The sequence below is a fragment of the Peristeroidobacter soli genome (assembly GCF_004138485.1).
Lineage (GTDB): Bacteria > Pseudomonadota > Gammaproteobacteria > Steroidobacterales > Steroidobacteraceae > Steroidobacter > Steroidobacter soli.
In genome coordinates this window covers 1,204,771-1,228,325 of sequence record NZ_RYEV01000003.1, presented here as the reverse complement: position 1 = coordinate 1,228,325, position 23,555 = coordinate 1,204,771, and the positions used below count along the sequence as shown (strand labels likewise).

General features: G+C 63.0%; 14 protein-coding genes. 2 read left to right on the top strand and 12 right to left on the bottom strand.

Annotated features, from left to right (window positions below):
* Positions 1-3: 3 nt before the first annotated feature.
* A complete protein-coding gene (locus tag EKO19_RS14105; protein ID WP_129777018.1) occupies positions 4-801 on the bottom strand; it encodes a 2-keto-4-pentenoate hydratase in 798 nt (265 codons plus the stop codon).
* Positions 782-2,236 (bottom strand): 2-hydroxymuconic semialdehyde dehydrogenase, encoded by a 1,455-nt coding sequence (locus tag EKO19_RS14100; RefSeq protein WP_129777414.1) that lies wholly within the window; start codon positions 2,234-2,236, stop codon positions 782-784. Before EKO19_RS14100 ends, EKO19_RS14105 begins: the two co-directional genes overlap by 20 nt.
* A gap of 261 nt (positions 2,237-2,497) precedes the next feature.
* On the opposite strand from EKO19_RS14100, the gene EKO19_RS14095 reads away from it, so the two are divergent.
* Positions 2,498-3,850 carry an MFS transporter gene (locus EKO19_RS14095; RefSeq protein WP_217705331.1) on the top strand — a complete coding sequence of 451 codons (1,353 nt, stop codon included), beginning with the start codon at positions 2,498-2,500 and terminating at the stop codon, positions 3,848-3,850.
* Between the two features lie 142 nt (positions 3,851-3,992).
* Here the strand turns inward: EKO19_RS14095 and EKO19_RS14090 are convergent, their stop codons facing one another.
* The 7 genes from EKO19_RS14090 to EKO19_RS14060 form a co-directional block, all read right to left on the bottom strand.
* Positions 3,993-4,757: a GntR family transcriptional regulator gene (locus tag EKO19_RS14090; protein ID WP_129777017.1), complete on the bottom strand. Its 765-nt coding sequence runs from the start codon at positions 4,755-4,757 to the stop codon at positions 3,993-3,995.
* A gap of 63 nt (positions 4,758-4,820) precedes the next feature.
* A complete protein-coding gene (locus EKO19_RS14085; protein ID WP_175597053.1) occupies positions 4,821-7,799 on the bottom strand; it encodes a TonB-dependent receptor plug domain-containing protein in 2,979 nt (992 codons plus the stop codon).
* Between the two features lie 317 nt (positions 7,800-8,116).
* The gene (locus EKO19_RS14080) at positions 8,117-9,439 is read right to left on the bottom strand and encodes an amidohydrolase (protein WP_129777015.1); all 1,323 of its coding nucleotides are present in this window, start codon (positions 9,437-9,439) and stop codon (positions 8,117-8,119) included.
* Between the two features lie 96 nt (positions 9,440-9,535).
* A complete protein-coding gene (locus tag EKO19_RS14075) occupies positions 9,536-10,729 on the bottom strand; it encodes an alpha/beta hydrolase (protein WP_129777014.1) in 1,194 nt (397 codons plus the stop codon).
* 26 nt (positions 10,730-10,755) lie between these two features.
* Positions 10,756-11,790, bottom strand: coding sequence for a DODA-type extradiol aromatic ring-opening family dioxygenase (locus EKO19_RS14070; protein WP_217705330.1), 1,035 nt, complete (start codon positions 11,788-11,790; stop codon positions 10,756-10,758).
* A gap of 790 nt (positions 11,791-12,580) precedes the next feature.
* The gene (locus tag EKO19_RS14065; RefSeq protein ID WP_217705328.1) at positions 12,581-16,396 is read right to left on the bottom strand and encodes a translocation/assembly module TamB domain-containing protein; all 3,816 of its coding nucleotides are present in this window, start codon (positions 16,394-16,396) and stop codon (positions 12,581-12,583) included.
* Positions 16,397-16,401: 5 nt separating this feature from the next.
* Complete coding sequence (locus tag EKO19_RS14060; RefSeq protein ID WP_129777011.1) at positions 16,402-18,147, bottom strand: autotransporter assembly complex protein TamA; 1,746 nt, start codon at positions 18,145-18,147, stop codon at positions 16,402-16,404.
* A gap of 167 nt (positions 18,148-18,314) precedes the next feature.
* Between EKO19_RS14060 and azu the strand changes: the two genes are divergently transcribed.
* Positions 18,315-18,779 (top strand): azurin, encoded by a 465-nt coding sequence (gene azu, locus EKO19_RS14055; RefSeq protein ID WP_129777010.1) that lies wholly within the window; start codon positions 18,315-18,317, stop codon positions 18,777-18,779.
* Here azu and EKO19_RS14050 read toward each other — a convergent pair.
* Genes EKO19_RS14050 through EKO19_RS14040 form a run of 3 tightly spaced genes read right to left on the bottom strand, consistent with a single transcriptional unit; the run spans position 18,713 to position 23,546 of the window.
* On the bottom strand, positions 18,713-20,233 hold the full coding sequence (locus EKO19_RS14050) for an MFS transporter (protein ID WP_129777009.1): 1,521 nt from the start codon (positions 20,231-20,233) through the stop codon (positions 18,713-18,715). The two genes, azu and EKO19_RS14050, sit on opposite strands and share 67 nt — an antisense overlap.
* The gene (locus tag EKO19_RS14045; RefSeq protein WP_217705327.1) at positions 20,230-22,038 is read right to left on the bottom strand and encodes an alpha-amylase family glycosyl hydrolase; all 1,809 of its coding nucleotides are present in this window, start codon (positions 22,036-22,038) and stop codon (positions 20,230-20,232) included. The genes EKO19_RS14050 and EKO19_RS14045 overlap by 4 nt, the downstream gene beginning before the upstream one ends.
* Positions 22,039-22,055: 17 nt before the next feature.
* Positions 22,056-23,546 carry a tryptophan halogenase family protein gene (locus EKO19_RS14040; protein ID WP_129777008.1) on the bottom strand — a complete coding sequence of 497 codons (1,491 nt, stop codon included), beginning with the start codon at positions 23,544-23,546 and terminating at the stop codon, positions 22,056-22,058.
* Between the last annotated feature and the right edge of the window lie 9 nt (positions 23,547-23,555).

Sequence of the window (23,555 nt, the reverse complement as noted above, 5' to 3'; positions counted from 1 at the left end):
CGCCTACTCCTTCGTGAACGCCGCCGCGACGCGACCCAAGCCGCTGATGCGTGCTTCGTAAACTTCGCCCGGCTTCACCGTGACCATCGGGCCGAGCGCGCCCGACAGAATCGTCGTGCCCGCACGCAATGGATTGCCGACCTTCGCCATCGTGGCTGCGAGCCACACCACCGCGTTCAACGGATTGCCCAAACAGGCCGCGCCGCAGCCCGTCGACACCGCCTCGCCACGATTCTCCAAACGCGCGCCACACATGCGCAGATCGATCGCATCGATCTTGCGTGGCGTGCCACCGAGCACGAACAGCCCGGATGACGCGTTGTCGGCGATGGTGTCGTAAAGAGAAATCTTCCAGTCGCGCACCCGGCTGTCGACGATCTCGATGGCCGGCAGCGCGTAAGCGACCGCGGTCGTGACCTGCGCGAGCGTCGGGCGCTCGGAGCTCAGATCTTTCTCCAGCACGAACGCGATCTCCGCTTCCACCTTCGGCTGGATCAGACGCGAGAGGGGGACGAGCGCGTCGTCGCCATATTCCATGTCATCGAACAACATGCCGAAGTCGGGCTGATCGACGCCGAGCTGCTTTTGCACGGCATGCGAAGTGAGACCGATCTTCGCGCCGATGACGTGACGGCCCGCGGCCAGTGCGCCAGCGGTGAGACGCGACTGCACTTCATAGGCGCCCGCGACACCGAGCGGCTCGATGAGCGAACGAACCGGATCGCAGGGCGTGCGAGTCTTCGCCGCCTGACTGAGCGCCGCGTGAGCTGCGGCAATGGCTTCAGAGTTTGACGCAGACATTCCGCAGCTCCGAATAGAACTCCAGACCGTGAACCCCGCCCTCGCGGCCGATGCCCGACTGCTTGGCACCGCCGAACGCGGTGCGCAGATCGCGCAGGAACCAGGAGTTGAGCCACAAGATACCCACTTCGATCTGGGCCGCAACCCGATGCGCCCGCGACAGATCGCGAGTGAAGACCGAGCCGGCCAGGCCGTAAGGCGTGTCGTTCGCCAGGGCAATCGCTTCCTCTTCGGTATCGAAGGGCGCGACGTGACAGCAGGGCCCGAAGATTTCCTCGCGCAGCACCGGATGAGATTCGGGCAGGCCGGTCCAGATCGTCGGCTGTACCCACGCTCCTTCGGCGAACGCACCGGGCATGTCGGGAACACCCCCACCCGTGATCAGCGTCGCGCCCGAGTTGCGGGCGCGCTCGTAGTAACCGAGCACTTTGCGCCGATGCTCCTGACTGATCAACGGACCCAGCGTCGTGGTTTTCTCGAAAGGATCGCCATTACGCTGGGTCTCGGCGGCAGCCTTCAACCGATTTACAAACTGATCGAACAGCGGCCGCTGCACGTAGATGCGCTCGGTGCCCAGGCACACCTGGCCGCAGTTCAGGAACGTCGAGCGCGTACTGGCTTCGATGGCGACATCGAGATCGCAGTCGGCGAACACGATCGAGGCATTCTTGCCACCGAGCTCGAGCGAGACGGGGCGCACGCCTTCGGCCGCCGACTTCATGATCGCCGTGCCCGTGCGCGTCTCGCCGGTGAACGTGATGCCGTCGACGCCCGGATGATTGACCAGATGCGCACCGGCGCTGTCCGGACCGAAGCCGTGCACGACGTTATAAACACCGGGCGGCACGCCCGCTTCATTCATCACCTGACCGAGCAGCGTCGCGGTGGTCGGTGTTTCCTCGGACGGCTTCACCACGACAGTGTTGCCGCTCGCCATGGCCGGCGCGACCTTCCAGGTCATCAACAACAACGGCAGGTTCCAAGGACACACCACGGCGATCACGCCGCGCGGCACGCGAATGGAATAATTCAACGCGCCTTTGCCATCCGGCGTCGGGCTGCGGAACGCTTCGGTGGGATGCGCGAGCATCTGATCGGCGAACGCGGTGAAATTGGCCGCGCCTCGCGGAATATCCAGATGACTCACATCGCGGATGGGTTTGCCAGTGTCGAGAATTTCGGCTTTGACGAACTCGTCGAAGCGACGCGTGATGCCTTCGGCGACCTTGCGCATGATGGCGGCGCGCTCGGCATCGGTCATCTTGCCCCACGGACCTTTCAACGCCTTGCGCGCGGCCTGCACCGCCTGGTCGACGACGGCGGCATCGGCCTCGGCGACCGTGCTGACCACGGTGTTGGTGGCGGGGTTACGGTTTTCGAAAGTCCGACCGCCGCCGACGGAAGCTCCGTTGATGAAATGCGCCAGGCTCGGAATCGAGGCAGCCATGATGACTCTATTCAAGGAATGGGAGGTCGGATGGTAACTCATAATTTCGATATTTCAACGCGGGGCGCAGGATTCGGCAGATTTTCCGCGTATTGCTCATCCGGACTGCCCGGAACCACTTTATGCCCATAAAACTCCAGTCATCGTCGGCAGGTCACGGTGGCATGCCGGCCAGCATTGACAACCATTGACTGCCCTGACATCGTCCGATTATCGAATTTTTATGATAGGCCTCAGGGGGACCGACGGGTGAATGCCGCCGTTCAGAACACCGCTTACGGCGCGCACGCCGGCCGTACCGTCGATGTCACCGCCGTCATCGATTCCGCGCCGCTGGGTCGGTTTCAAATCTTCAGCGTCGTGCTGTGCGGCCTGGTCGCCATGCTCGACGGCTTCGACACTCAATCGGTGTTCCTGGTGGCGCCGGTGCTCGCCGAAGTCTGGAATGTCGCGCCCGGCGACTTCGGCCCGATCTTCGGCGCGGGCCTGGTCGGCATCCTGTGCGGCCAATTCATCGCCGGTCCGCTGTCGGATCGTTACGGACGTCGCAAAGTCATTCTCGGCTGCACGTTGATGTTCGCACTGTTGACGTTCGCGACCGCGGCCGCCACCAGTCTGCAAATGTTGTTGCTGTTGAGATTCCTCACCGGCATCGGCCTGGGCGGGGCGACACCGAACATCATCGCGCTCACCGCGGAATTCTCTCCTCAACGCCTGCGCGCCACGGCGATCACAGTGATGTTTGCGGGCTTTCCGCTCGGCGCCGCGATTGGCGCATTGATCAGCAGCGTGATCATTCCCGCGTTCGGCTGGCACTCGGTGTTCATCCTGGGCGGCGTGATTCCGCTGGTTCTGCTCGTCGTGCTGGCCATGCGCCTGCCCGAGTCGGTGCAGTTCCTGGTCGCCGCGGGCCGGCCTCAGCAGGAAATCGGCGCCCTGCTCGATCGACTCGTCCCCGATCGCGAGCGCGCAGCCGGTGAGCGTTATGTATTGAAAGAACAGAAGCTGGAAGGCTTCAGCATGCTGCATCTGTTCCGCGACGGTCGCGCCATGAAGACGCTGCTGCTGTGGGTCGCGTTCTTCATGAGCCTGCTGATGATTTATTTCCTCATGAGCTGGCTGCCGCTGGCGCTCAAGCAGGCGGGCGCGAGCATCACCTCGGCGCTCACGGCGTCGGTATTCCTGAATCTCGGCGGCGCCATCGGCGGCATCGTGCTCGGCCGGCTCATCGATCGTCTCGACGCGGCGGCGGTGCTGTGCGCCGGCTATGTGGTTGCGGGCGTTAGCACGGCGCTGATCGGACAGGTGGAATCTCACGTCGTGATCCTGATGAGCTGCGTGTTCGTCGCCGGCTTCTTCACCATCGGCGGCCAGACTGCGATGAATGCGCTGACCGCGAGCATCTATCCAACGCAGGCACGCGCGACCGGCCTGGGCACGGCACTCGCCGTTGGGCGCATCGGCTCGGTCATCGGGCCGGTGGTGGGCGGTTTGCTGATGGCGGCGATGGTCACCACCGAGAAGTTGTTTCTGCTGAGCGCGCTGCCGGCGGTGATCGCCTGCGTGGCGCTGCTGGTACTGCGAGTTCTGCTACGTCGCTGAGGAAGGCAGGCGCCCCGCGGATGATGCGGGCCGCGGCGCTTGAATGTTGAGCAGGCGCTCCTGGCGGGCACCAGGGCGCGCTGCTTGAACCATGCAATGGACGCCGCAGTGAGAACCGGACCCGCGCGATCTCTCGTACTGGTCAGGGCCGCGATTTGCCGGGCCGGCGACCGGCGGCACTGCGCTTCTTGTTCTTGTTGAGCAGTTCTTCGTCGCGGCGCTCCAGGGCGGCGCGCACGACTTCGGTGGTTCGTTGCAGATGCAGCTCGGTCAACCGGCAGGCACGCAGCGTCTTGCGCCCGAGGACCGCCTCGACAATGGCTTCGTGCTCATCGTGCACATCGCGCTCGATGCTCGCTTCGGCGAGCGAGATCATCCGATAACGCTCGGAATGATAGTGAAGCATGCTGCGCAGACGAATCAGCCACTTCGAGCCGCAGGCCGACACCAGCGCCTCGTGAAAACGACGATTGGCACTTTCCCAACGCGCGAACGTCGCGTTGTCGCCTTCCTTCAAATGATCCTCGAGCGAGGACAGCTCTTGGTACGCCTGATTGACGGCGCGCTCCCAGTCGGGCCCGCCCTTCTCCATGGCCAATGACAACGCCTGCGTCTCGATCAGCAGGCGTGTATTCATCGTGTCCTGCAACTCATCCAGCGAAATCTGCGACACCCAGAAACCGCGCTGACCCTCGGCCACCGCCAGCGCGTCGCCGGTCAACTTCACCAACGCCTCGCGCAGCGGGCTCAAGCCCACGTCGTAGCGCTTGGTCAGCATCTCCATCGCCAGCTTGGTCCCGGGCGGCAGCGCGCCGGAAATGATATCCCGGCGAATATGCTGGTACGTCTGGTCGGCGATGGTCTTGGCGACCGCGGTGTTGTCGTCGTTGTCCGATAGGCTCTTCATTCGATCCCCACTGGCCAATCCTAGGGTCGAAAGCGGCCAAGGCCCTTTCGACAGGCTCCGTCGCTAGAAACTCTTGGTCAGAGTCAGCGCGACGGCCCGGCCACTGATGATAGCGTTAGCAGCATCATAAGACTCCGGCGCATTGCCCGTCACGTAACGGCCCGTATCGATGAACGGCGGATCCTCGCCGGTGGCGTTCAACACACTCAGACCGATGCCGGCGCCGCTCAACAGGCCGGCCGACTGGTCGAAGTTATAGTTGAACTGCAGGTCGAGCGTAATCCAGTCGTCGATCTTGACCGGCGTGGTGTTCAGCACCGGCGCGCCATTCGCGCCCGGCACATAGCAACCCGACACGCATTCGTAGCTATCGGTGTAGTTCACCGTGGCGATGGCGACGAACGGGCCGTTGCGATACGAAATGCCCTGCCGGGACTTGAGCTTCACCGGATTGCCGGTGCTCTCGTAGATGCCCAGCTTGTCCTGATAGGCCGCGCCCGGCGTCGCCTGAATGTCGTAAGAGAGCAGCAGGGTGCCGTTGGCGAACACCTCGAAGCTGCCGACGCCGGTGTCGAAGCCGTAGCTCGCGCCCAGGTCGAGGCCGCCCATCTTCAAGCTCGCCAGATTGGTCTGCGTGGCATAGATGATGGCCGCGATCTGGTCCGGACGCTTGGTGGTACCGGGGCCTTGCAGGCCGATGAAGCGCGGATCGTCGAACAGCGACTGCACCAGCGCATCGTCCGGATTGAACACCAGATTGCTCAGATAGGGACTGGTGCCGGTCGCGAAGTAGTTCGCCAGGATGCCGCCGAGCTGGCCCGAGGTGATACGCACCAGGCGATTGTCGATCTGCATGTTGAAGTAGTTCGCACTCAGCAACAGACCGGGCACGCTCTGCGGCTGGAATTCCAGACCCGCGGTCCAGGTCTTGGCCTCTTCGGGCTTCAGGATCGGACCGGCGCCGCCGGAGACGATCATGCCGGTGAACGAGCAGTTGCCGGTCGCCGCACCCGGCGTACCCACCTGACCGTTGAATTCGACCAGCGTGGAGTTGCACGGCGCGGTGTAGTTGGCGTTGGTATAGAAAATCGCGTTGCCGCCCGGCACCGGCTGCGCACCGTTATAAGCAAAGCGCATCGGCGGCGCATGGAAGCTGGTGCCGTAGCTGCCGCGCAGAGTCAGGCTGTCGATCGGCTTGTAACGCAGGCCGAACTTCGGATCGGTGGACGTGAAATCGCCCAGCCCCTGCGAGTCTTCGTGACGCACGGCCAGCGACAGATCCAGGGCGCGCAGGCCCGGCAGCGAATTGGCGTTGCCGAAGATCGGCACCGCGAACTCGGCGTAGGCGGATTTCACGTCGCGCTCGGTGGCGCCGTAAGACATGTGCATCGGCTCGATGCTTCGATAATTGAAGTCGAGCTCGCCGTCGATATATTCCTTGCGGTAATCGACACCCACCGCGAGCTTGAGCGGACCACCGGGCAGATCCAACACCGTGCCGTCGACCTTGACCGTGCCCTGACGCACCCACGAATCGAACTCCAGCTGCTCGTAACCGATCAGCTGGCTCAACACCTGCGCCGACAACGGCTGCGTGGAATAAGGGTTGAACGTTTCATAGTTCAAGCCGGCGCAGAACGTCTGCTGCGCGGTCGGCGCGGCGATCGCGCCGATGTTGCTGGAGTTCAACCCCATCAGCGAGCAGGTCACCGAGTTCGGCGCCTGGACGATGCCACCGCCCACGGTCAGGAAGTCATCGATGTTGGCGTCGCGCTCCAGCTGCGACTCGCGCATCTGCTTTTCGCGGCTGTAGGAGCCCGTGACATCCAGCTGCCAGTCGCCGCCGATGTCGAACTTCACGCCGAGATCGGCGCCGTAGCTGTCCACCTTCACGTCGCGGCCGGTGATGAAATCATCGACCAGGACGCTGAAGTTGTTGGTGACGCCGGTGATGAACGCCGGATTCGTTTGCGGCAACGTGCCCACCAGATCGACATAGCCGGTGCGATAGTTGCCGTCGCGACGCGTGTAACGCACACCGCCGTGCGTGGTGATGCCGTCCGTGATGTCCTGATCGAAGTTCACGAACACGCTGTGCCGCTGCATCTCGGGCAGGATGTCCCAGCCCGCCCACGGGTTCGAGGTATTGCCGGCACCGCCGTTGGCGGCAAGCAGCTGACCGACGGTGAGGCCGGTGCCCGCTCCCTGCGGCACAGTGTAGGCAACGGGATTCAGATAGCTCGCGGCACCCGAGAAAATATTGGCCGCGCTACCGACGCGAGTCGTGTACTGCGGCCAGTTCACGCCACCCTGCGAAGAAAGATCGCCATTGAGATCGCGATCCTCGGCACGCACCCGAGCGCGATCGTTGAACTCATAACCGAGCACGACCCGACCGCTGTCCCAGCCATGCCCCCACACGGCACTGGCCTGGAATTCATCGCCACCGCCTTCGGTGAGCGTGCCAAAGCGCGCCATGGTTTGCAGCCCCTCGACCTTGCGCTTGAGAATGAAGTTGACGACACCGCCCACCGCATCCGAGCCGTACACGGCCGAGGCGCCGTCCTGCAGGATTTCGATGCGCTCGATGGCCGCGGCCGGAATGTTTGCTACGTCGACGAAGTCGCCGAACTGACCCGAGGTCGCAACCCGACGGCCATCGACGAGCACGAGCGTCGAGAGCGCGCCCAGACCGCGCAGATTCACGCCAGAGCCACCAGTGAGATTCGCACCAGCCGACGTGCCGTCCTGCCCGCCGCGATTGTTGTCCGCCTGCGCCACACCGCCCGCGAAGTTCACCGGCAATGCACGCAGCAGCTCGGCAACCGTGGCCTTGCCGCTCTCGGCGATTTCTTCCGCACCGAGCGTTTGAATCGGATTGCCGATGGGCGCGGAACCGCGAATGTTTGTACCGGTGACGACGATTTCTTCGAGCGCCTCAGGCACACCGCTCACGTCCTGCGCGAGCACCGGCGCGGCGAGCAGCGTTGCGAAAGAAACAGCGATGGCTCGCGACAGCGGGCCAGACTTGGCGTTGGACATCACGCTACCCACACTCCCCAAAAGGTTCATTGGTGCTGCCGCCCTTCGCGGCGCTTGCCACGGAAGATAAGGCGACGTGGCGGAACACGTCAATGAGATTTTCGAAATAATTGGTGATTTCGCGACCCTGGCGGACCGATCCTACCGTCCCCTGATCGGCCAGAATTGAGGGAAATTCTGATTTTCCGCTCAGAACGGTGCATTGAAGGTCGCGGCGGTGGCGACCAGCCCGCTCTCGGGGACTGCTCCATCCTCGGACATATTTCGAAATAGCAGCCCTGCTTCGGGCAGCCCGCCCGTCAAGGCGGGCGCGCAGCCTACGGTTTTGAGCGCAGAAATTGAAGCGCGGTGAGCACCTGCGCCTTGACGCCGATCGCGAGCACGCGCTCGTCGATGTCGAACTTCGGGGAATGATTGGCTGGCGTCGCTGCCTTGTCTTTGAAATCCTTGGTCGAGCCGATGATGTAGTAGACGCCTGGAATCTCTCGCTCGAAGTACGAGAAATCCTCAGCCGCAGCTCGCAGGGGCGCCAGCGTGTCGACGCCCGCCGCGCCGGCCGCTTCCTTCAACGCCGGCATGATGGATTCGAGAATCTTCGGATCGCTGCCCGTCACATAGGCCTGCTGCCGGAAATTCACCTGCGCGGTGGCACCGTAGCTTTTAGCGAGACCATCGACGGACGTGTTGATCAGTTCCTTCAGCCGCTGCAAGCGCTCTTCGCTGAAGGTACGGATCGTCCCCTGCAACGTCGCATCGCCGGGCAGGATGTTGCCCCTCACGCCCGCCTGCACCATCGCCAGCGTGACGACGTTCGGAACATCGAACACATCAACCTGACGCGCCGAAATCGTCGTCAGGCTCTTGATGATGTCGGCGGACAGATTGATGAGATCGGTGCCTTCCCAGGGACGCGCGCCGTGCGTCTGGCGGCCTTTCAAGTCAATGCGCAGGTCGGTGGCGCTGGAGAGCAGCGGACCATAGCGAACATCGATACGCCCGAGCACGCCGGGCTCGACGTGCAACCCGAGGATCGCATCGGGCCTGGGATTGCTCAGCGCGCCTTCTTTGATCATCAGATTCGCGCCGCCTTCTTCACCGGCCGGCGTGCCTTCTTCGGCGGGCTGGAAAATGAAAACCACGGTGCCCGCGATCTGACTGCGCATGCTTGCGAGCACTTGCGCCGCGCCCATGAGAATCGCGGTGTGCGCATCGTGACCGCACGCATGCATCACGGGCACGGTCTTGCCGTTGAATTCCGCTGTCACTGTCGAGGCGAACGGTAGCCCGGTTTGTTCCTCCACCGGCAGCGCATCCATATCGGCCCGAAGCGCGATCACCCGCCCGGGCTTCGCCCCTTTCAACACACCGACGACCCCGGTCTTCCCGACGCCGGTACGAACCTCGAGCCCGAGCGATTGCAAATGTTCAGCGACGAGCGCACCGGTGCGCTCCTCTCGATTGCTCAACTCAGGATGCTGATGAATATCCCGCCGCCATTCGATGACCTGCCGTTCGACCGCCGCAACCTTCTTGTTCACCGCCGCGGTCTGCGCGAGCGCTGCGCTGGAGAGCGCGGCACCCGCCAGGACCAAGCAAACATTGGTGGAGAGACTTCGCCACCGGTGAGATCGCTTCGTCATCTGATCTGTTACCTGCTCCCGGACGGAGAAAAAAATTGTTCCCCTCCCGTTCACGAGAGGGGGCAAGAGGGTGGGTCTTCCGGCCGGCAATGAAACTCAACCTTCCGGCGGCGGTTGGGTGCCGTGCTTCTGATCCATCTCCTGACGCTCTTCATGCAACTTCCGGTGCTGCAAATACGTCAGGCCCGCGTTCAACGAATATTGAAACTGCTGATTCCACGCCATCCGCTGCTGCTCCGGCAGCTTGCGCACCCGCATGCGCAGCTTGTACCGCTGATCCGCCGTGAGCTTCAGATATTCCTGCGCGGTCGGCACCTTGATGCCACCCGGCGGCTTGCCCGTGCTCACCAACTTTGCCGCCGGGGTCGGCGCTTGCACCGTCGGCGCCAGCGCAAAGCGCACGCCTCGCGAAATCGCGCCTGGAATGACCGTACCGTGATCTTCCCCCGGAAACATTACAAACTTCGCTTCGACGCCAGGAATCTTCGACAAGTAATCGGCAAACTCCCGCGCGTTATCCACCTGCTGACGTTCCTTCAGAATGTCCGGATTGGAGCCCTGCCCCTGCACGGCCGGAAAGTCCGGATCCGGCGTCTGCTCATATTCGCCGACAGTGATCAGCACTCGCGGCGTCACCTGCTGAGTCTGCACCTTCGGCTCGAGACGACCCCGCACATTCGCCTTCTGCATCATGCGGCCCTCGTACCAGATCGACGGACTGGCCGCGACGAAGTTATCGACCAGCCCCGGCGCATTGATCAACGCATACAGCGTGAACAAACCGCCGTAGGAATGACCGAACAACGTCTCACGCGTCGTATCGATCTTGAACCGGGCCGCAACCTCCGGCTTCAGCTCGTTCTCGATGAAACGCAGGAACGACTCAGCGCCACCCGTGCCTTGCTTCGGCGTGGAGGTCAGCGCCGGCGTGAGATCGAGCGTTCGTTCCACATTGGGCTTGAGATCGTCGGGATACCCGATACCAATCACCACCGTGCCCCGCCCGGTCGGCCGCCGCTCGGAGGCCCGCACCGTTTCCACCATCGTCGCGAACATGATGTTCGCATCGAGCACGTAAACGACCGAGTAACCCTCTTCCGGCTGCGGCTTGGCCGGCAGCGCGGTGTAGATCTGATAGCGCCGGCCGTTGTCCTTGCCGACCATCTCGCGAATCTCGACGTTCGGCAGCACCTCCGCCGCACTCGCCCCGCCTGCCCAACCGACCAGCGCGACAGCGAGAATCACCAGCGCGCGCGAGCCCTTGCCCCAATCGAAACTGAACTTAGTCATGCGTCACTCGAATCGGATCGACGTTGTTATTCCGGCGCGAAAATCGCCGTGACCTTGCTGGAATTGAACACGTAGGTTGCGACGAAGTCCGACCAGGTGCAGCGCCGCCCCAGCTCGTTCATCGCGCCGGCCAGCGCGTACCAGTTCAACAATTCATGCTCGCCGGAACGCTCCAGCGTCTCCAGCTTCGTGTTGGTCCAGACATCCCAATCGCTGCGGGTCAGCGCCTCATACATTTTCCTGTCGAGCGCCAGGTCCGGCTGCATGCGATACGTCTGATCGTTCAAGAACGCATGCGACCAGCTCGACGAGGCGACCAGCGCCACTCGATACGGGCTGTCGCGGAAGATGCGCGCGACCTCCGCGCCCAGCTTGAAAATGCGCTTCGGCGACGGCGACGGCGGATCGAGCTCCCGACCGCGATCGGCGAGCCGGCTGATGAAGCCGCGATAACTGATGACCGAGCGGCCATAGCAGTTCACTTGAAACGGCACGACGGGATAGGGGAAGCCGCGCCGGTCGTAGTCGAGATACAGAATCGAATTCAGGAAGGCGTGCGGCAGGCCGGCGTGATGCAGCGGCTGGTATGCGTAAGCTACGTCGAACTCGCGCTCCAGCAGCTGTTCGGTGAGGAATTTGGCAGCTCTGCGATGACCGCGCACCAGAATGGAGTGATCGCGTTTTTCCTTCCAGACATTGGGTTTGCCGCCGCCCCACTCGTCTTCGTGCGACTCGGAGAACATCGCCGACTCGGAGGCGTGCGCCCAGGGCTGGATGTTCATGTCGTCGTAGGCCATCACACAGAACGGCGGAACGATGTCTTCCTTGAAATTCTCATATTGATCGTCGCCCCAGATCACGACCAGATCGGGCTTGAATTCATCGATGGCCTCGCGGGCCTTGCTGAGCCCGGCGCACATCGCCGCCCGATGCCTCGCGGCGCCAGCCCGACCTTCATCGCTGCCCCACTCTTCGCGCATGAACGGTGGCCAGTTCGCGGGATCTTTATGAGAAGCAGGCACATCGGGGTCCTTCAGACGCCCGCGAAGGATGTTGGCCATATCCTCATCCCGCCCACTGAGCGGCGGATAGTGCGAGATACCAATGCCGAGAATTTCCGCCATCGCATCAACCCGTCCAAGCAACCGACCCCATTCTCGCCCTCTCACCGCCGGCTAGATTTCGAAATTAACCCCGAAGTTTGGCGAGGAGGAAGATCTGGGCCAACAATATTTGGAAATTCTGACCAAAGCAAGCCCGCCAGCCCGCGCCGACGCCGGACCTGTCGGCAACCGCCCCACGGCTGACGCCGGGGGCTGGACTTTGAAAGCGGAGTTTTCGACAAGGCGCCCTCTTCCTCTTGCGCCCGAACTCGCACTCGACGCCTCGATAACCCGCCTCTTTGTCTTGCAACGGACTTCCCACGGACGTCTCGGCAGCACGCCTCTTTATTCTTGCGCCGAGCTCCCCACCGACGTCTCGACAGCGAGCCTCTTTGTTCTTGCGCCGAGCTCCCCACCGACGTCTCGGCAGCGAGCCTCTTTGTTCTTGCGCCGAGCTCCCCACCGACGTCTCGACAGCGAGCCTCTTTGTTCTTGCGCCGAGCTCCCCACCGACGTCTCGGCAGCGACAGGGTGGGGGAGGTCCTCCCGGCAGCTTCGAACAAGAGGGACCTTGTCGGAGCAGTGCGCCCAGGGACGGGACCAACGGGCCGAGCGATAGCGAAGGCAGTAGGGGAGCACGGTGCCGGGAGGACCTCCCCGACCCTGGCGATGCGAGCCACCGAGACGTCAAACACAGCCTCTCGAGCCACCGGCAGCCTCTCAAGCGCCGACGCATCCAACGCAGTTTTTATCTCTGCTTCCGAAACTCGATGCCGGCGCGTGTATCCTCCGGCCCCCGCTGAGCCGACACCGATAAGCTGCTGGAAAGTTTGTATCGCAGAGTTATCACCTCGCCAGGCTCGAACAACCCGACGCCATAACTCAAATACACGCGTGGCGACAGATACTGGCCAACGGTAAGCGCCGCCCCACCGAGCATCGCTTCATCTGTCACCGACACCTCATCCGCCCCCAATCGCCGGCCCAGATTCTTCGCCAGCAATCCGCCCGCCGCCGCACCGAGCGAACGGGTCGCCGCCTGCACGGCATCGCCCTCACCCGATCCCGAGCCGATGTCCTCGAGCGGCTTACCCGCGACGATGTATGAAAGCGCACTCGCCTGCGCCATCGGCGGATCGGAAAACACCGTGAGCTCCGGACTCTGCGCGGTGCCTCGAATTCTCAATCCAGCCGTCACTTCATCGACCGTTCTGGTCGCCTCGATCCGCAGACTCGGATTGTCGAGCGGCGTCGACGCATACAGCAGTTGCCCTTGCTGAATCGTCAGATCCTGCCCATACGCTTTATAGGTGCCCGTGACATTCATATCGCCGGAAGCCACCGTCTGCGTCCCCGGCCGCTCTCTCACATCGAGCTGCCCGGCGACCTTCGCCACCAGGCCAAACCCAGTGAGATTCACCGCCTCTTCCTGAAGCGCCCGGCCCCTGTCCTGCCCGCCGACGACCACTGTGATGTTCGCGTACAGTGGAATCGCCTGCACCGCCGCCTCATCCTGCGTTTCCGCATCGACCACGACCACATCCGGCGACGCCGCCTGCGCCCGGTCGCCGCCCTTCGGCAGCTTCTGCAAATTCACATCCGCCGAAGGAATGATGACCTTGCCGGACAGCGTCGTTCGCTCTTCATTTCTCACGACATCGATATCCGGCGTGACCAGCACCCTCGCGCCTGGAATATCCGCCGCGAGGAACCGATTGCCATCGACCTTCATATTGATCGCGCCGTTCGTCGACGCCGTGCCCGCGAATTTCAGCGTACCGTCGCCCGATTCGATGCCACCCGACACCTGAAACTCCGTCGTCGACTTCGGTCGCACATCGAGCCGGCCGTTCTTCAAGTGCAACCCAATCGCAGGAATGTCCGCCGCCAGATCCGCCGCCGTCACCTCACCCGTAATCGCCGGTTCCTGCAGCGACCCAGTCACACTGCCTCGCGCATCCATGCGCCCGTGAACGTTCGCCAGCTGCGGCGCGAACACCGCAAACGGCGCGAGATCCGGCAGGCTCGCGTTCACCCGCGCATTGATCTGCGTGTTCGCCTGATTGAGCCCGGTCACTTCGCCTTCACCCTGCAAAGAACCGTTCTCCTGCAAGCCAGTGCTGATCGACGCACGCGCATCCGCGCCCGACAGATTCGCTTCGACCTTGAAATCCCGATAAGTCAGCAATGTTTCTTCTTCCGCGGGCTCGGTCTCGCCCTCGAACACCAGCACGCGCGACATGCTTCCCGACGGCGAGCTGATCGTCGCGTTGCCGAACAGATTGCCGTCGGCATCGCGACGGATATCGCCCTGCCCCTGGATCAATCCTTTGAACCGCAGCGGCAAGTCATCGCTCGACATCGAGTTCGCCAGCGCCAGCGGCACATTGGCGAGCGAATAGCTGGCTCGCATGGAACCATCCGGCTGCAGGCCAGCTTGCAGGCACAGCTCGACATCCCGATCGACGAAGCAGGCACGCGAGACATCGACCGCCATCTTCTGATCGTGCGTCTTCACGACGATGTTCGCCGGCTCGCGCAAGCTCAGGCGCGCCGCGTCTTTCACGTCGAGCGCCAGTCGCTGCACGGCGCCCGACCAGCCATCCTCCTTCTGCCCGCCTTCCACCGCGACCGAGAAGGCGAGCGGCCGCCCGGTCGTGTTCACTTCCGCGCGATGAGCGGCCGGGTTGCCAGACGCCGTGGCCTGCACTGTTTCAAACTCGAGTCCGGCCGCCGACAAACCTGCCATCTTCAGATTGACCGAACCTTGCGGATCGAGCGGCTTGTTCACATCGGCATCGAGCGTGAGGTCCTGCAGCTGCATCTCGTTCAAGTGCAGCTCATGACCCCGCGCATTGCCGTTGATCGAAACGTCGGGCCACTTGCCGAGCACGCGAAAGTTCGCGGCGAGCTGGCCGCCCGAGTCCGGCACCCAGTCGCTCAACGAAGCCACATCGACGGAAATGGTCGCGTCGATCTGCTCTCCTTTGGCCGCCTGCACTCGCAACTTGCTGTCGCCCGAATTCAACGAAAGCGTCCCCGCCGGCATGTAAGGCGCGGTAAGCGTCATGTCCGCATCGCCTGAGATCGGCCGGCTGCGCAACTGGCCGCGCAACTCGGTGAGCTTCAACGTCGCATCCGGTCCCTGCTCGGTCATCTTGCCTTGCGTGGCCAATTGGAAACGCAGGCTGCCCGGCCATTCGACTGCGAACACGCCCGGATCGAAGTTCTGTCCGCGCGCATCGACAGCCCACGCGAGCTGCGGTTGCAAGGTCACTTTGCCGGTCGCGGCCAGCCGGCCTTTGGGTTGAATGATGTCGAACTGTTGCAACTCGACCCGCTCGGGCGTGCCTCGCACCTGCAGGGCGATATCGGCCTGCTGCTTTTGCGGACCGAGCGCGAGACGGCCCGTCGCGCTGTACAGCTGCGGGTTGCCATCGAAGTTCAGTTCGCCCCGCGTGACCAACTCCTGCCCGACCCAGGCGGACGGCACGACGACCTCTTTCCAGCGAGCGCTGGCCTTGCTGGTCCACGACTCTTCGGAGAATTGAATATCGGCGTTGGCACTCACCTCGCCCGCAGTCGCGCCGATCTTGAGCAGCGTTTCCAGCGTCAGCTGCTCCTCGCTGCGAGTGAAGCGGACTGTCTCCAACTCCAGCGGCTCGTCATTGATCGTGACGCGTCCGGAAACGACGCCGTGATCCAGTGTGCCCTCGCCATGCAAGGACGCCGCGAGACTCTGGAAGCTCGACCCCGGCATCAACTTGTCGCGAGGATCGAAGCGCGGCACTTCCAGTTGCACCTGCCATCCATGATCGGCCGCCTGCGCCACCTTCGCGTGCAGGATGGCTTCGAGCGGCGCGGACAATTTGGAGCTGACGACCGCGTCCGACTCGTTCGCCGACACGAGCAGCGTGCCCGCAAACTTCTGCTCGCCCGCGGTCCATTCGAAGCGACCTCGGCCCTCGCCCACATAGGCATCGTTCTGTACGACGCGGCCGTTGAACGTCACGAATCCCTGCGGCGACTGCACGTTCAATGTTTGCACAGCGAGTGCTTCCGTGGTCCAGCGCCCCGCGAACACGGCACGCGTAACTTCAACGAGCGTTGCTTCGGGATTACGAACTTTCGCATTCCGCGCGATGAACGAGTCAATCGCGATATCGATCGGCGGCTTCAACGTAAACGGTTCGGACGGCTCCTTCGGCGGTGGCGGTTCGGTCGGCTCCTGCATCAGGACATCGATGCCGCTCACATCCAACCGCTCGACGTGCACCAGCCGGTGCCACAGATCGCTCCACACCAGATCGACATCGAGCTGCGCCACCGACGCATCGATGCCAGCCGTCGGATCGTGATAGCGAAAATTGGTAATCCGCAGCGGGCCGGCGAGCGAGCCCTCGATGCCGCCGATGGCGAGCTTGTCGCCCATCAGTGCCGTCGCGCGAGCGGCGGCGAAGCGCGTGCCCGAAGGCGTGTTGATCACCCACGCAACCGCGCCGAGCGCGAGCAGGATCAGCGCCGCGATGACGAGGCCGCTCCAGGCCAGCGTCTTCTTCAGCACGCCGCTCACAGATCGGGCCCGATGATCAGGTGGATACGCCAACCGCCATCCAGATCGGTGACGACCGGGCGTGCCACGTCGACGCGCACCATCCCGATGGGCGACTTCCATCGCAAGCCGACGCCCGCGCCGACGTTGATATCGAAGCTGGACTTGAAGGCATCGCCCGCATCGGCGAACACCGCCGCGCCCCAGTTGTTCAGAAAGTAATGTTCGTATTCGGTGCTGCCGGCGACCAGATATTCGCCGCCGATGACGCCGCCCGAGGCGTTGGTGTCGCCGATCGCCTGGTAATCGAAGCCGCGAATCGAACGGTCGCCGCCGGCGAAGAAGCGCAGCTCCGGCGGCAAGGCATCGAAATCGTCCACGATCATGGCGCCGAGCGCGGAGCGCAGGATCACGCGGCCCTTGTCACCGACTTTGCGCAACCATTTTCCTTCGGCGCGAATCTGGGCGAACGTCGTGTCCGACAGCAGCTGTTCGAAGCCGAAGCGCAGGCCGTACAGCAAGGAATAGCCCGCGGTCGGAAAGTAAATGTCGTTGGCCTGTTTGCGCGTGAGCAGCCCGTCGGCATAGAGCAGGCTGGTCTGGCCGCGCTCATCGGCGATCTCGAAATCGCCGTTCAAATACTGCAAGCCGACCGTGCGAGTGAAGCCTTTCCAACGCTCGGTGACCTGAGTGCCGGCGAGGCGGAGCATGCGTGATCGGCTGGTGTCGGTCTCCTCGTCGCGATAGCCGACGCCGAACGTGTAGTTGCGAGGATTCGGGCCGGGATGCGGAATCTGATACTTGACGCTGTACTCCTCCAGGCGCGAGGAATATTCGACTTCGCCGCTCAACTTGTGGCCGCGATCGTTGAGCCAGCGCCGCTGCACGCCGAGCTTGGTGCCCGGACCGGAGTCGGTGCTGAAATAGAAATTCGCCGTGTACAAGGTGCGCTTGGCCGGAATCAGCATCACGTCGATCGGCACCTCGCCGTTGGTCGCGTGTTCCAGATCGGGCGCGACTCCCACCGATGTGAAATAGTCCGCGTCGACCAGCGCCTGCTGTAACTGCAGCAGCTTTTCGGCTGAGTAATAGTCGCCGTCCCGCCACAGTTTGAATTTCTGTAGAAACGAATCCGGGAACTGCGCCTTGGAGAACCGCAGCTCGCCCAGGCAATAGCGCGGCCCCACGTCCCACGCCAGATCGATGTCCGCCGTGTTGGCGCTGCGAACGACTGATACTTTATGGCGCACCAGTTGCGCGGACAGGTAACCGTCGTTGGCGAGCGCCTTGGAGATCTGGTCTTTACTGCGCTCGTACGCGGCGTGATCCAGCCGATCGCCGTGCCTGGGCTCGAACCTCTCCACGGCCGCTTTGACCGGCTTGAGCTCGGTGGCCTCGGGCGCGACTTCGATGCTCGATTGCTGAACGATGACCGGATCGCCGGTCTTCACCGCGAAAATCGCGTGAAATTTACCGGGCTCCGGCCGTTCCAGCCGGCCATCGACGGTGGGGTTGTAGAAGCCGAAAGGCTCCAGCGAGCGCACGATCTGCTCCTTGCCCCGCTCGAACAGCCGGCGCGCCTGGGCGGCCGACACGTCGCGCTCCTCATATTGTTTCAGCTCGAGATTGGCGCGCGCCGATTCGAGCATCTGTTCGTCGAGACCGTCGATGGTGACGGTGACCCGCTCGGCCAGCGCGGTTGCGCTCCAAAACGCGCACAGCATGGACAAGCCGGCGCCGGGCAGGATCCGCAAATTCGTCATTGACCGGACAGCCCGGGAGCGCGTTCTGAGTTCATCCAATAGGGACGTTTTAGGACTCGGGTTGTTCCACGGGTCGTTCGCGGGAAGTCCCGGTACCCGGTGCTTGAAAGCCGGCCGTCCACGCCGGACAATCCGCTCGCGACTTCAACCGCACAGCAGGTAATACGATGACAATCTCGAGAATTCTTGCCTCCACCGTTCTGCTCGGCGCGCTCAGCGTCTTTGCGCCGCTCACTCATGCCGCCAAGACCTGCGAGCTGACCATCGAAGGCAATGACGCCATGCAGTTCAACAAGACGTCGCTGGCCGTGGCCGCCGATTGTACCGAAGTGAAACTGACCCTGTCGCATCCCGGCAAGCTGCCCGCCAGCGCCATGGGTCACAACTGGGTGTTGACCGAAACGTCGGTGTTCCAGGCGGTCGCCACCGCCGGCATGTCGGCCGGTCTGCCCAACAACTATGTGCCGAAGGACGATGCACGCATCATCGCGCACACCAAGGTGATCGGTGCCGGCGAGACCACCAGCGTCACGTTCCCGACCTCCAAGCTGAAGAAAGGCGGCGATTACACGTTCTTCTGTTCCTTCCCCGGCCACTGGTCGGTGATGAAGGGCAAGCTGACTTTCGGCTGAACCCGCAGCACGGCGATGCCAGCCAGAAACAGGCTGGCACCGCCGATGACCAGGGCATAGACGGGCTCCCCGCCCAGGAAGGTCCGTAGCAGAAAGCCCAGCACGCTGGCCGCCAGCAGCTGGGGAATCACGATGAAAAAATTGAAGATGCCCATGTACACGCCCATCTTCTCGGCGGGCAGATTATCGGACAGCAACGCATAGGGCAGCGACAGGATCGAGGCCCACGCGAAGCCGATCCCGAGCATCGCGACCAGCAACCACTGCGGATCGCGAATCGCCACGAACGACACCAGCCCCGCCGCGCCGAGCCACACGTTGATCAGGTGACTCACGCGCAGTCCCCACAGCCGCACCATGAATGGAATCACGATGGCGGCCAGCGCCGAGAATCCGCTGTACGCCGCGAACAGCACGCCGACCCAATTTGCGCCTTCGTTGTACGCGGCGGACTGAACATCCGTCGTGCCGAAATGCATTTGGGTGACGGCCGCCGTCGTGTAGATCCACATGGCGAACAATGCGAACCAGGAAAAGAACTGCACGACCGCGAGACGGCGCATCGCCTCGGGCATGTGGTGCACGTCGGTCATGATGGACGTGAACATGTTGCTCGATCGCGAGGCGCTGAGCACCAGCAGCGCCGCGCCGTAAACGGCGATGCCACCGGCCAGCAGATACAGCTGCCGATCCCAGTGCAACGTATAGATGGCGAGCAGCCCGACCATGCCGGCGCCGAGCCAGACCGCGCCGTCGCGTCGTGATCTGGCGACATCGAGCGGCCGCTCGCGCACCACGCCAGCGTCATCGAAATTCTTCAGCTGCTCGGGCGGATACTCGCGCGTGCTAAACACCGTCCAGCTCACTGCGCCGAGCATCATCACGGCGCCGAAGTAGAACGCATATTTCACGGTGTGCGGAATCTCGCCCGGCAGCGCCGTGTTCGCGACGCCCAGCTTGGTCAGCATCCACGGCAGCAAGCTCGCGATCACCGAGCTGACCCCGATGAAGAAACTCTGCATCGCGTAGCCGGTGGGTCGTTGCGGCGGCGGCAATTGATCGCCGACGTAGGCGCGAAACGGCTCCATGGAAACATTCAGCGACGCATCCAGCAGCCACAGCAGACCGGCCGCGATCCACAGCGTCGGAGAATTCGGCATGAACAATAGCGCCAGGGTCGCGGCGACAGCGCCAAAGAAAAAGTAGGGCCGCCGCCGCCCCAGACGCGTCCAGGTGCGGTCGGAGTAATAGCCGATGATGGGCTGAACGATGAGCCCGGTCAGCGGCGCCGCCACCCACAGCATCGGAATCTGATCCAGGTCCGCGCCGAGGGTCTGGAAAATGCGACTGACGTTGGCGTTCTGGAGCGCGAAGCCGAACTGAATCCCCAGGAATCCGAAACACATGTTCCAGATCTGCCAGAACGACAACGCGGGCTTCTGCGGGCGGCTCATGTCTCATCCTGCGCCGCGCACACCACGTAGCTCAAGGGCTCCAACGTTACTTTATAGCTACCCGGTGCCGATGGCTGCGGCGCGCAGCGCCCTTTCAGCGATCTGAACGCGTGCGTTCGTGCATCGACCTCGACGTTGACCTGCAGCGGCTCGGTCGACGTGTTGAACGCGATCAGGATCTCTCGCTGCGTTTGAGGATCGACGCGCGAGACGGCGAACAGGCCGGGCTTCTCGGCGTAGTTGCGGACGATCTGTTTGCCCCGGCGTAACGCGGCATGTTCCTTTCGCAGCGCGGACAGTTCGACGATAGCTTGATACACCGGGTGGCCCCGATCGAAGTTGCTGACCGCCGTCGTCGCCTTGGTGCCGAGCAGGACGTTGTCGTTGTAGCTGGCGACGCGGCTCGGGAACATATCCTCGCGCGCGTCCTGATCGATGCCGTCGCCGGCGAAGCCTTGCTCATCCCCTGAATAGATCACTGGCACGCCCCGCAGCGTAAACATCATCGCGTGGGCCAGGATCATTCGTTGCAGGACTTCCGCGTCGCTCACGCCTGGCAGGTTCTTGCGAGCGTAGAAGCCAAAGCGGCCGGCATCATGATTGCTGACGAACGTCGGCAACTGCATCGCCGTCGCCTCGCCGCCTTCGTAGAGCGTGTCGCCGCTGAACATGGCCGCGAGCTTGTCGGGGCCCGTTTTCAGCGTGAGCGCGTCGATCACGGCCGCGCGAAAGGCGAAGTCCAGCACCGTTGGCAGCTTGTCGACGCGCGTCGCACGCGTCAGCGATGGAATGTCGACGACCTCCGCCGCCACTTCGCCAAAGATGTGAAAGTTCGGAATGCCCCGCGCCGCCGCCTTCTTCAACATCGCCGGCGCGAACGCCTGCCAGAACTCGGAATTCACATGCCGCGCCGTATCGATGCGGAAGCCGTCGACGCCGAACTCCTCGATCCACTGGCCGTAGATGTCGATGAATCCCTGCGCCACGCGCGGATTCTCGGTCATGAGATCGTCGAGGCCGGCGAAGTCGCCCATCGTGCTGCTCTCGCCGCGGAACAGGCTGTTGCCACGGTTGTGATACCAGATCGGATCGTTGAGCCACGCGGGCACTTTCACGCTGGCTTCTGCGGCGGGCACGAAGACGTCATATGCGAAGTCGGCGCGCTTCAGCTTCGCGAAATTCGCGTCGGTTTGAACGCTGTCGCCCAGGAAGCCGTCGTTGATCGAAGCGCCATTCGTGCCACCGGCCTTGCCGTACGGATAGTCGGCGCGTGATCGATAGGCGCATTCGCTGCCTGGGCACTGCCGATAGGAGATCACGTCGGCGGTGTGATTGGTGATGATGTCGAGATAGACCTTGATGCCGCGCGCGTGCGCGTGCTCGACGAGATCCTTCATGTCCTGCTGCGAGCCGAAGTGATCGTCGACCCGCGTGAAGTCGGTGATCCAATAGCCGTGATAACCCGCCGACTCCTGCCCGGGCGCGCCCTGCACCGGCTTGTTCTTATAAATGGGACCGAGCCAGATCGCGGTGGCCCCGAGCCCCTGAATGTAATCGAGCCGCTGGATCAGGCCGCGCAGATCGCCGCCGTGATAGAACCCTTTGTGCGTGGGATCGAAGCCGGTCTTGAGACGATCGCCTTTCAGCCCGCCGCGATCGTTTTTCGGGTCGCCATTCTCGAATCGATCCGGCAGCAGGAAATAAATGACTTCATCCTGTGGCAAACGTGCGCGGAAATCATCGGCGCTCGCCCAGGCGGTGCAGGCCAGGCCGAGCACGGCGGCCAGATACTTCGTCACTTTCACGTGTCCCCCAATCTCTCTTATGCGCAGTGAGCTGCGACGAACCCGGCATGCGTGGGCATGGCGCCGGTCTCGTGCTGAATCACTGCGCGAATCGTATTCATGAACTCCGCCAGTTCGCCGGCGGACAACTGATCGGCCAACGGATGATGTCCGGCGGGATTCACGCCCTGTCCGAGCAGCACTTGCAGCCAGCCGACTTCAGTAAACAACTCGTCGTTGTGTCGAACGATGCGGCCGCCGGTGCTGAACAGATCGATCTTTCGCTGCAGCTCCTCGGGAATCGGCATCGTGCGACAGTAATCCCAGAACGGCGTGTCGTTGCGCTCTACTGCTTTGTAATGCAGGACCAGGAAGTCGCGGATGCGCTCGTACTCGAACGCCGCCTGCCGGTTGAACTCATCGATATCCGCCTGTCGCGGCTCGCCGTCGGGCAAGAACGTCAGCAGGCGTGCGATCGCAGTTTGCACCAGATGAATGCTGGTGGATTCCAGCGGCTCCATGAAACCGCCCGCCAGTCCGATCGCCACGCAGTTGCGGTTCCAGAATTTCCTGCGCTTGCCGGCAACGAAACGCAGTGGCCGCGGATCGGCGAGCGCTTCGCCGTCGAGATTGGCGAGCAGCGTCGCCGCCGCCTCGTCATCGCTCAAATGACGACTGCTATAAACATAGCCATTGCCGGTGCGATGCTGTAACGGAATGCGCCACTGCCAGCCCGCGGGACGCGCCGTCGACCGCGTGTATGGAGTGAACTCACCCGCCCGCGCACACGGCACGGCCATCGCCCGATCGCACGGCAGCCAGTGCGACCAATCGTCATAACCCGTCTTCAAGGTTTGTTCGATCAGCAGGCCCCGAAAGCCCGAGCAGTCGATGAACAGATCGCCGCCGACACGCTCGCCGTTCGCGAGCACGAGCGCATCGATGGAACCATCATGACGCTGCTGAACCTGCTCGATCTTGCCTTCGATGCGCACGACGCCGCGTTGCTCCGCGTAGTTGCGCAGATACTTCGCATACAACGACGCGTCGAAGTGAAACGCGTACGTCATCGGTGGCAAGGTGGCATTCGCCGGCTTCACCTGTCGCGTGAATTTGTTCTGCGCGGCCGCCGACGCGTTCAATGAGAACGCATCGATGCCCAGCTCGCCACCGCCGGCACGATATCTCAGCCAGTATTGATGGAATGGCAGCAGCCCGAGCGGCCGCCCGATCTGTCCGAACGCGTGAATGTATCGATGCCCCGGCCGCAGCCAGTCGACGAATTGAATGCCGAGTTTGAACGTGCCCTGCGTCCGGCGCAGGAAGTCGTTCTCATCCAGGCCGAGCGCCTGGTTGAACAACTGGATCTGAGGAATGGTCGCCTCGCCCACGCCCACCGTGCCGATCTGGTCCGATTCGATCAGTCGGACCCGATAGCGTTTGTCGAGGAAGCGGGCGAGCGACGCGGCGGTCATCCAGCCGGCGGTACCGCCGCCGGCAATGGTGATCTGGCGAGCCTCTGCACTCATGCGGGCATG

Excerpts from the sequence above, each read along its gene's own strand:
- EKO19_RS14105 (WP_129777018.1), bottom strand. The coding sequence starts at position 801 with ATGTCTGCGTCAAACTCTGAAGCCATTGCCGCAGCTCACGCGGCGCTC.
- EKO19_RS14090 (WP_129777017.1), bottom strand. The coding sequence starts at position 4,757 with ATGAAGAGCCTATCGGACAACGACGACAACACCGCGGTCGCCAAGACC.
- EKO19_RS14085 (WP_175597053.1), bottom strand. The coding sequence starts at position 7,799 with ATGTCCAACGCCAAGTCTGGCCCGCTGTCGCGAGCCATCGCTGTTTCT.
- EKO19_RS14080 (WP_129777015.1), bottom strand. The coding sequence starts at position 9,439 with ATGACGAAGCGATCTCACCGGTGGCGAAGTCTCTCCACCAATGTTTGC.
- EKO19_RS14075 (WP_129777014.1), bottom strand. The coding sequence starts at position 10,729 with ATGACTAAGTTCAGTTTCGATTGGGGCAAGGGCTCGCGCGCGCTGGTG.
- EKO19_RS14070 (WP_217705330.1), bottom strand. The coding sequence starts at position 11,790 with ATGGCCAACATCCTTCGCGGGCGTCTGAAGGACCCCGATGTGCCTGCT.
- EKO19_RS14060 (WP_129777011.1), bottom strand. The coding sequence starts at position 18,147 with ATGACGAATTTGCGGATCCTGCCCGGCGCCGGCTTGTCCATGCTGTGC.
- azu (WP_129777010.1), top strand. The coding sequence starts at position 18,315 with ATGACAATCTCGAGAATTCTTGCCTCCACCGTTCTGCTCGGCGCGCTC.
- EKO19_RS14050 (WP_129777009.1), bottom strand. The coding sequence starts at position 20,233 with ATGAGCCGCCCGCAGAAGCCCGCGTTGTCGTTCTGGCAGATCTGGAAC.
- EKO19_RS14040 (WP_129777008.1), bottom strand. The coding sequence starts at position 23,546 with ATGAGTGCAGAGGCTCGCCAGATCACCATTGCCGGCGGCGGTACCGCC.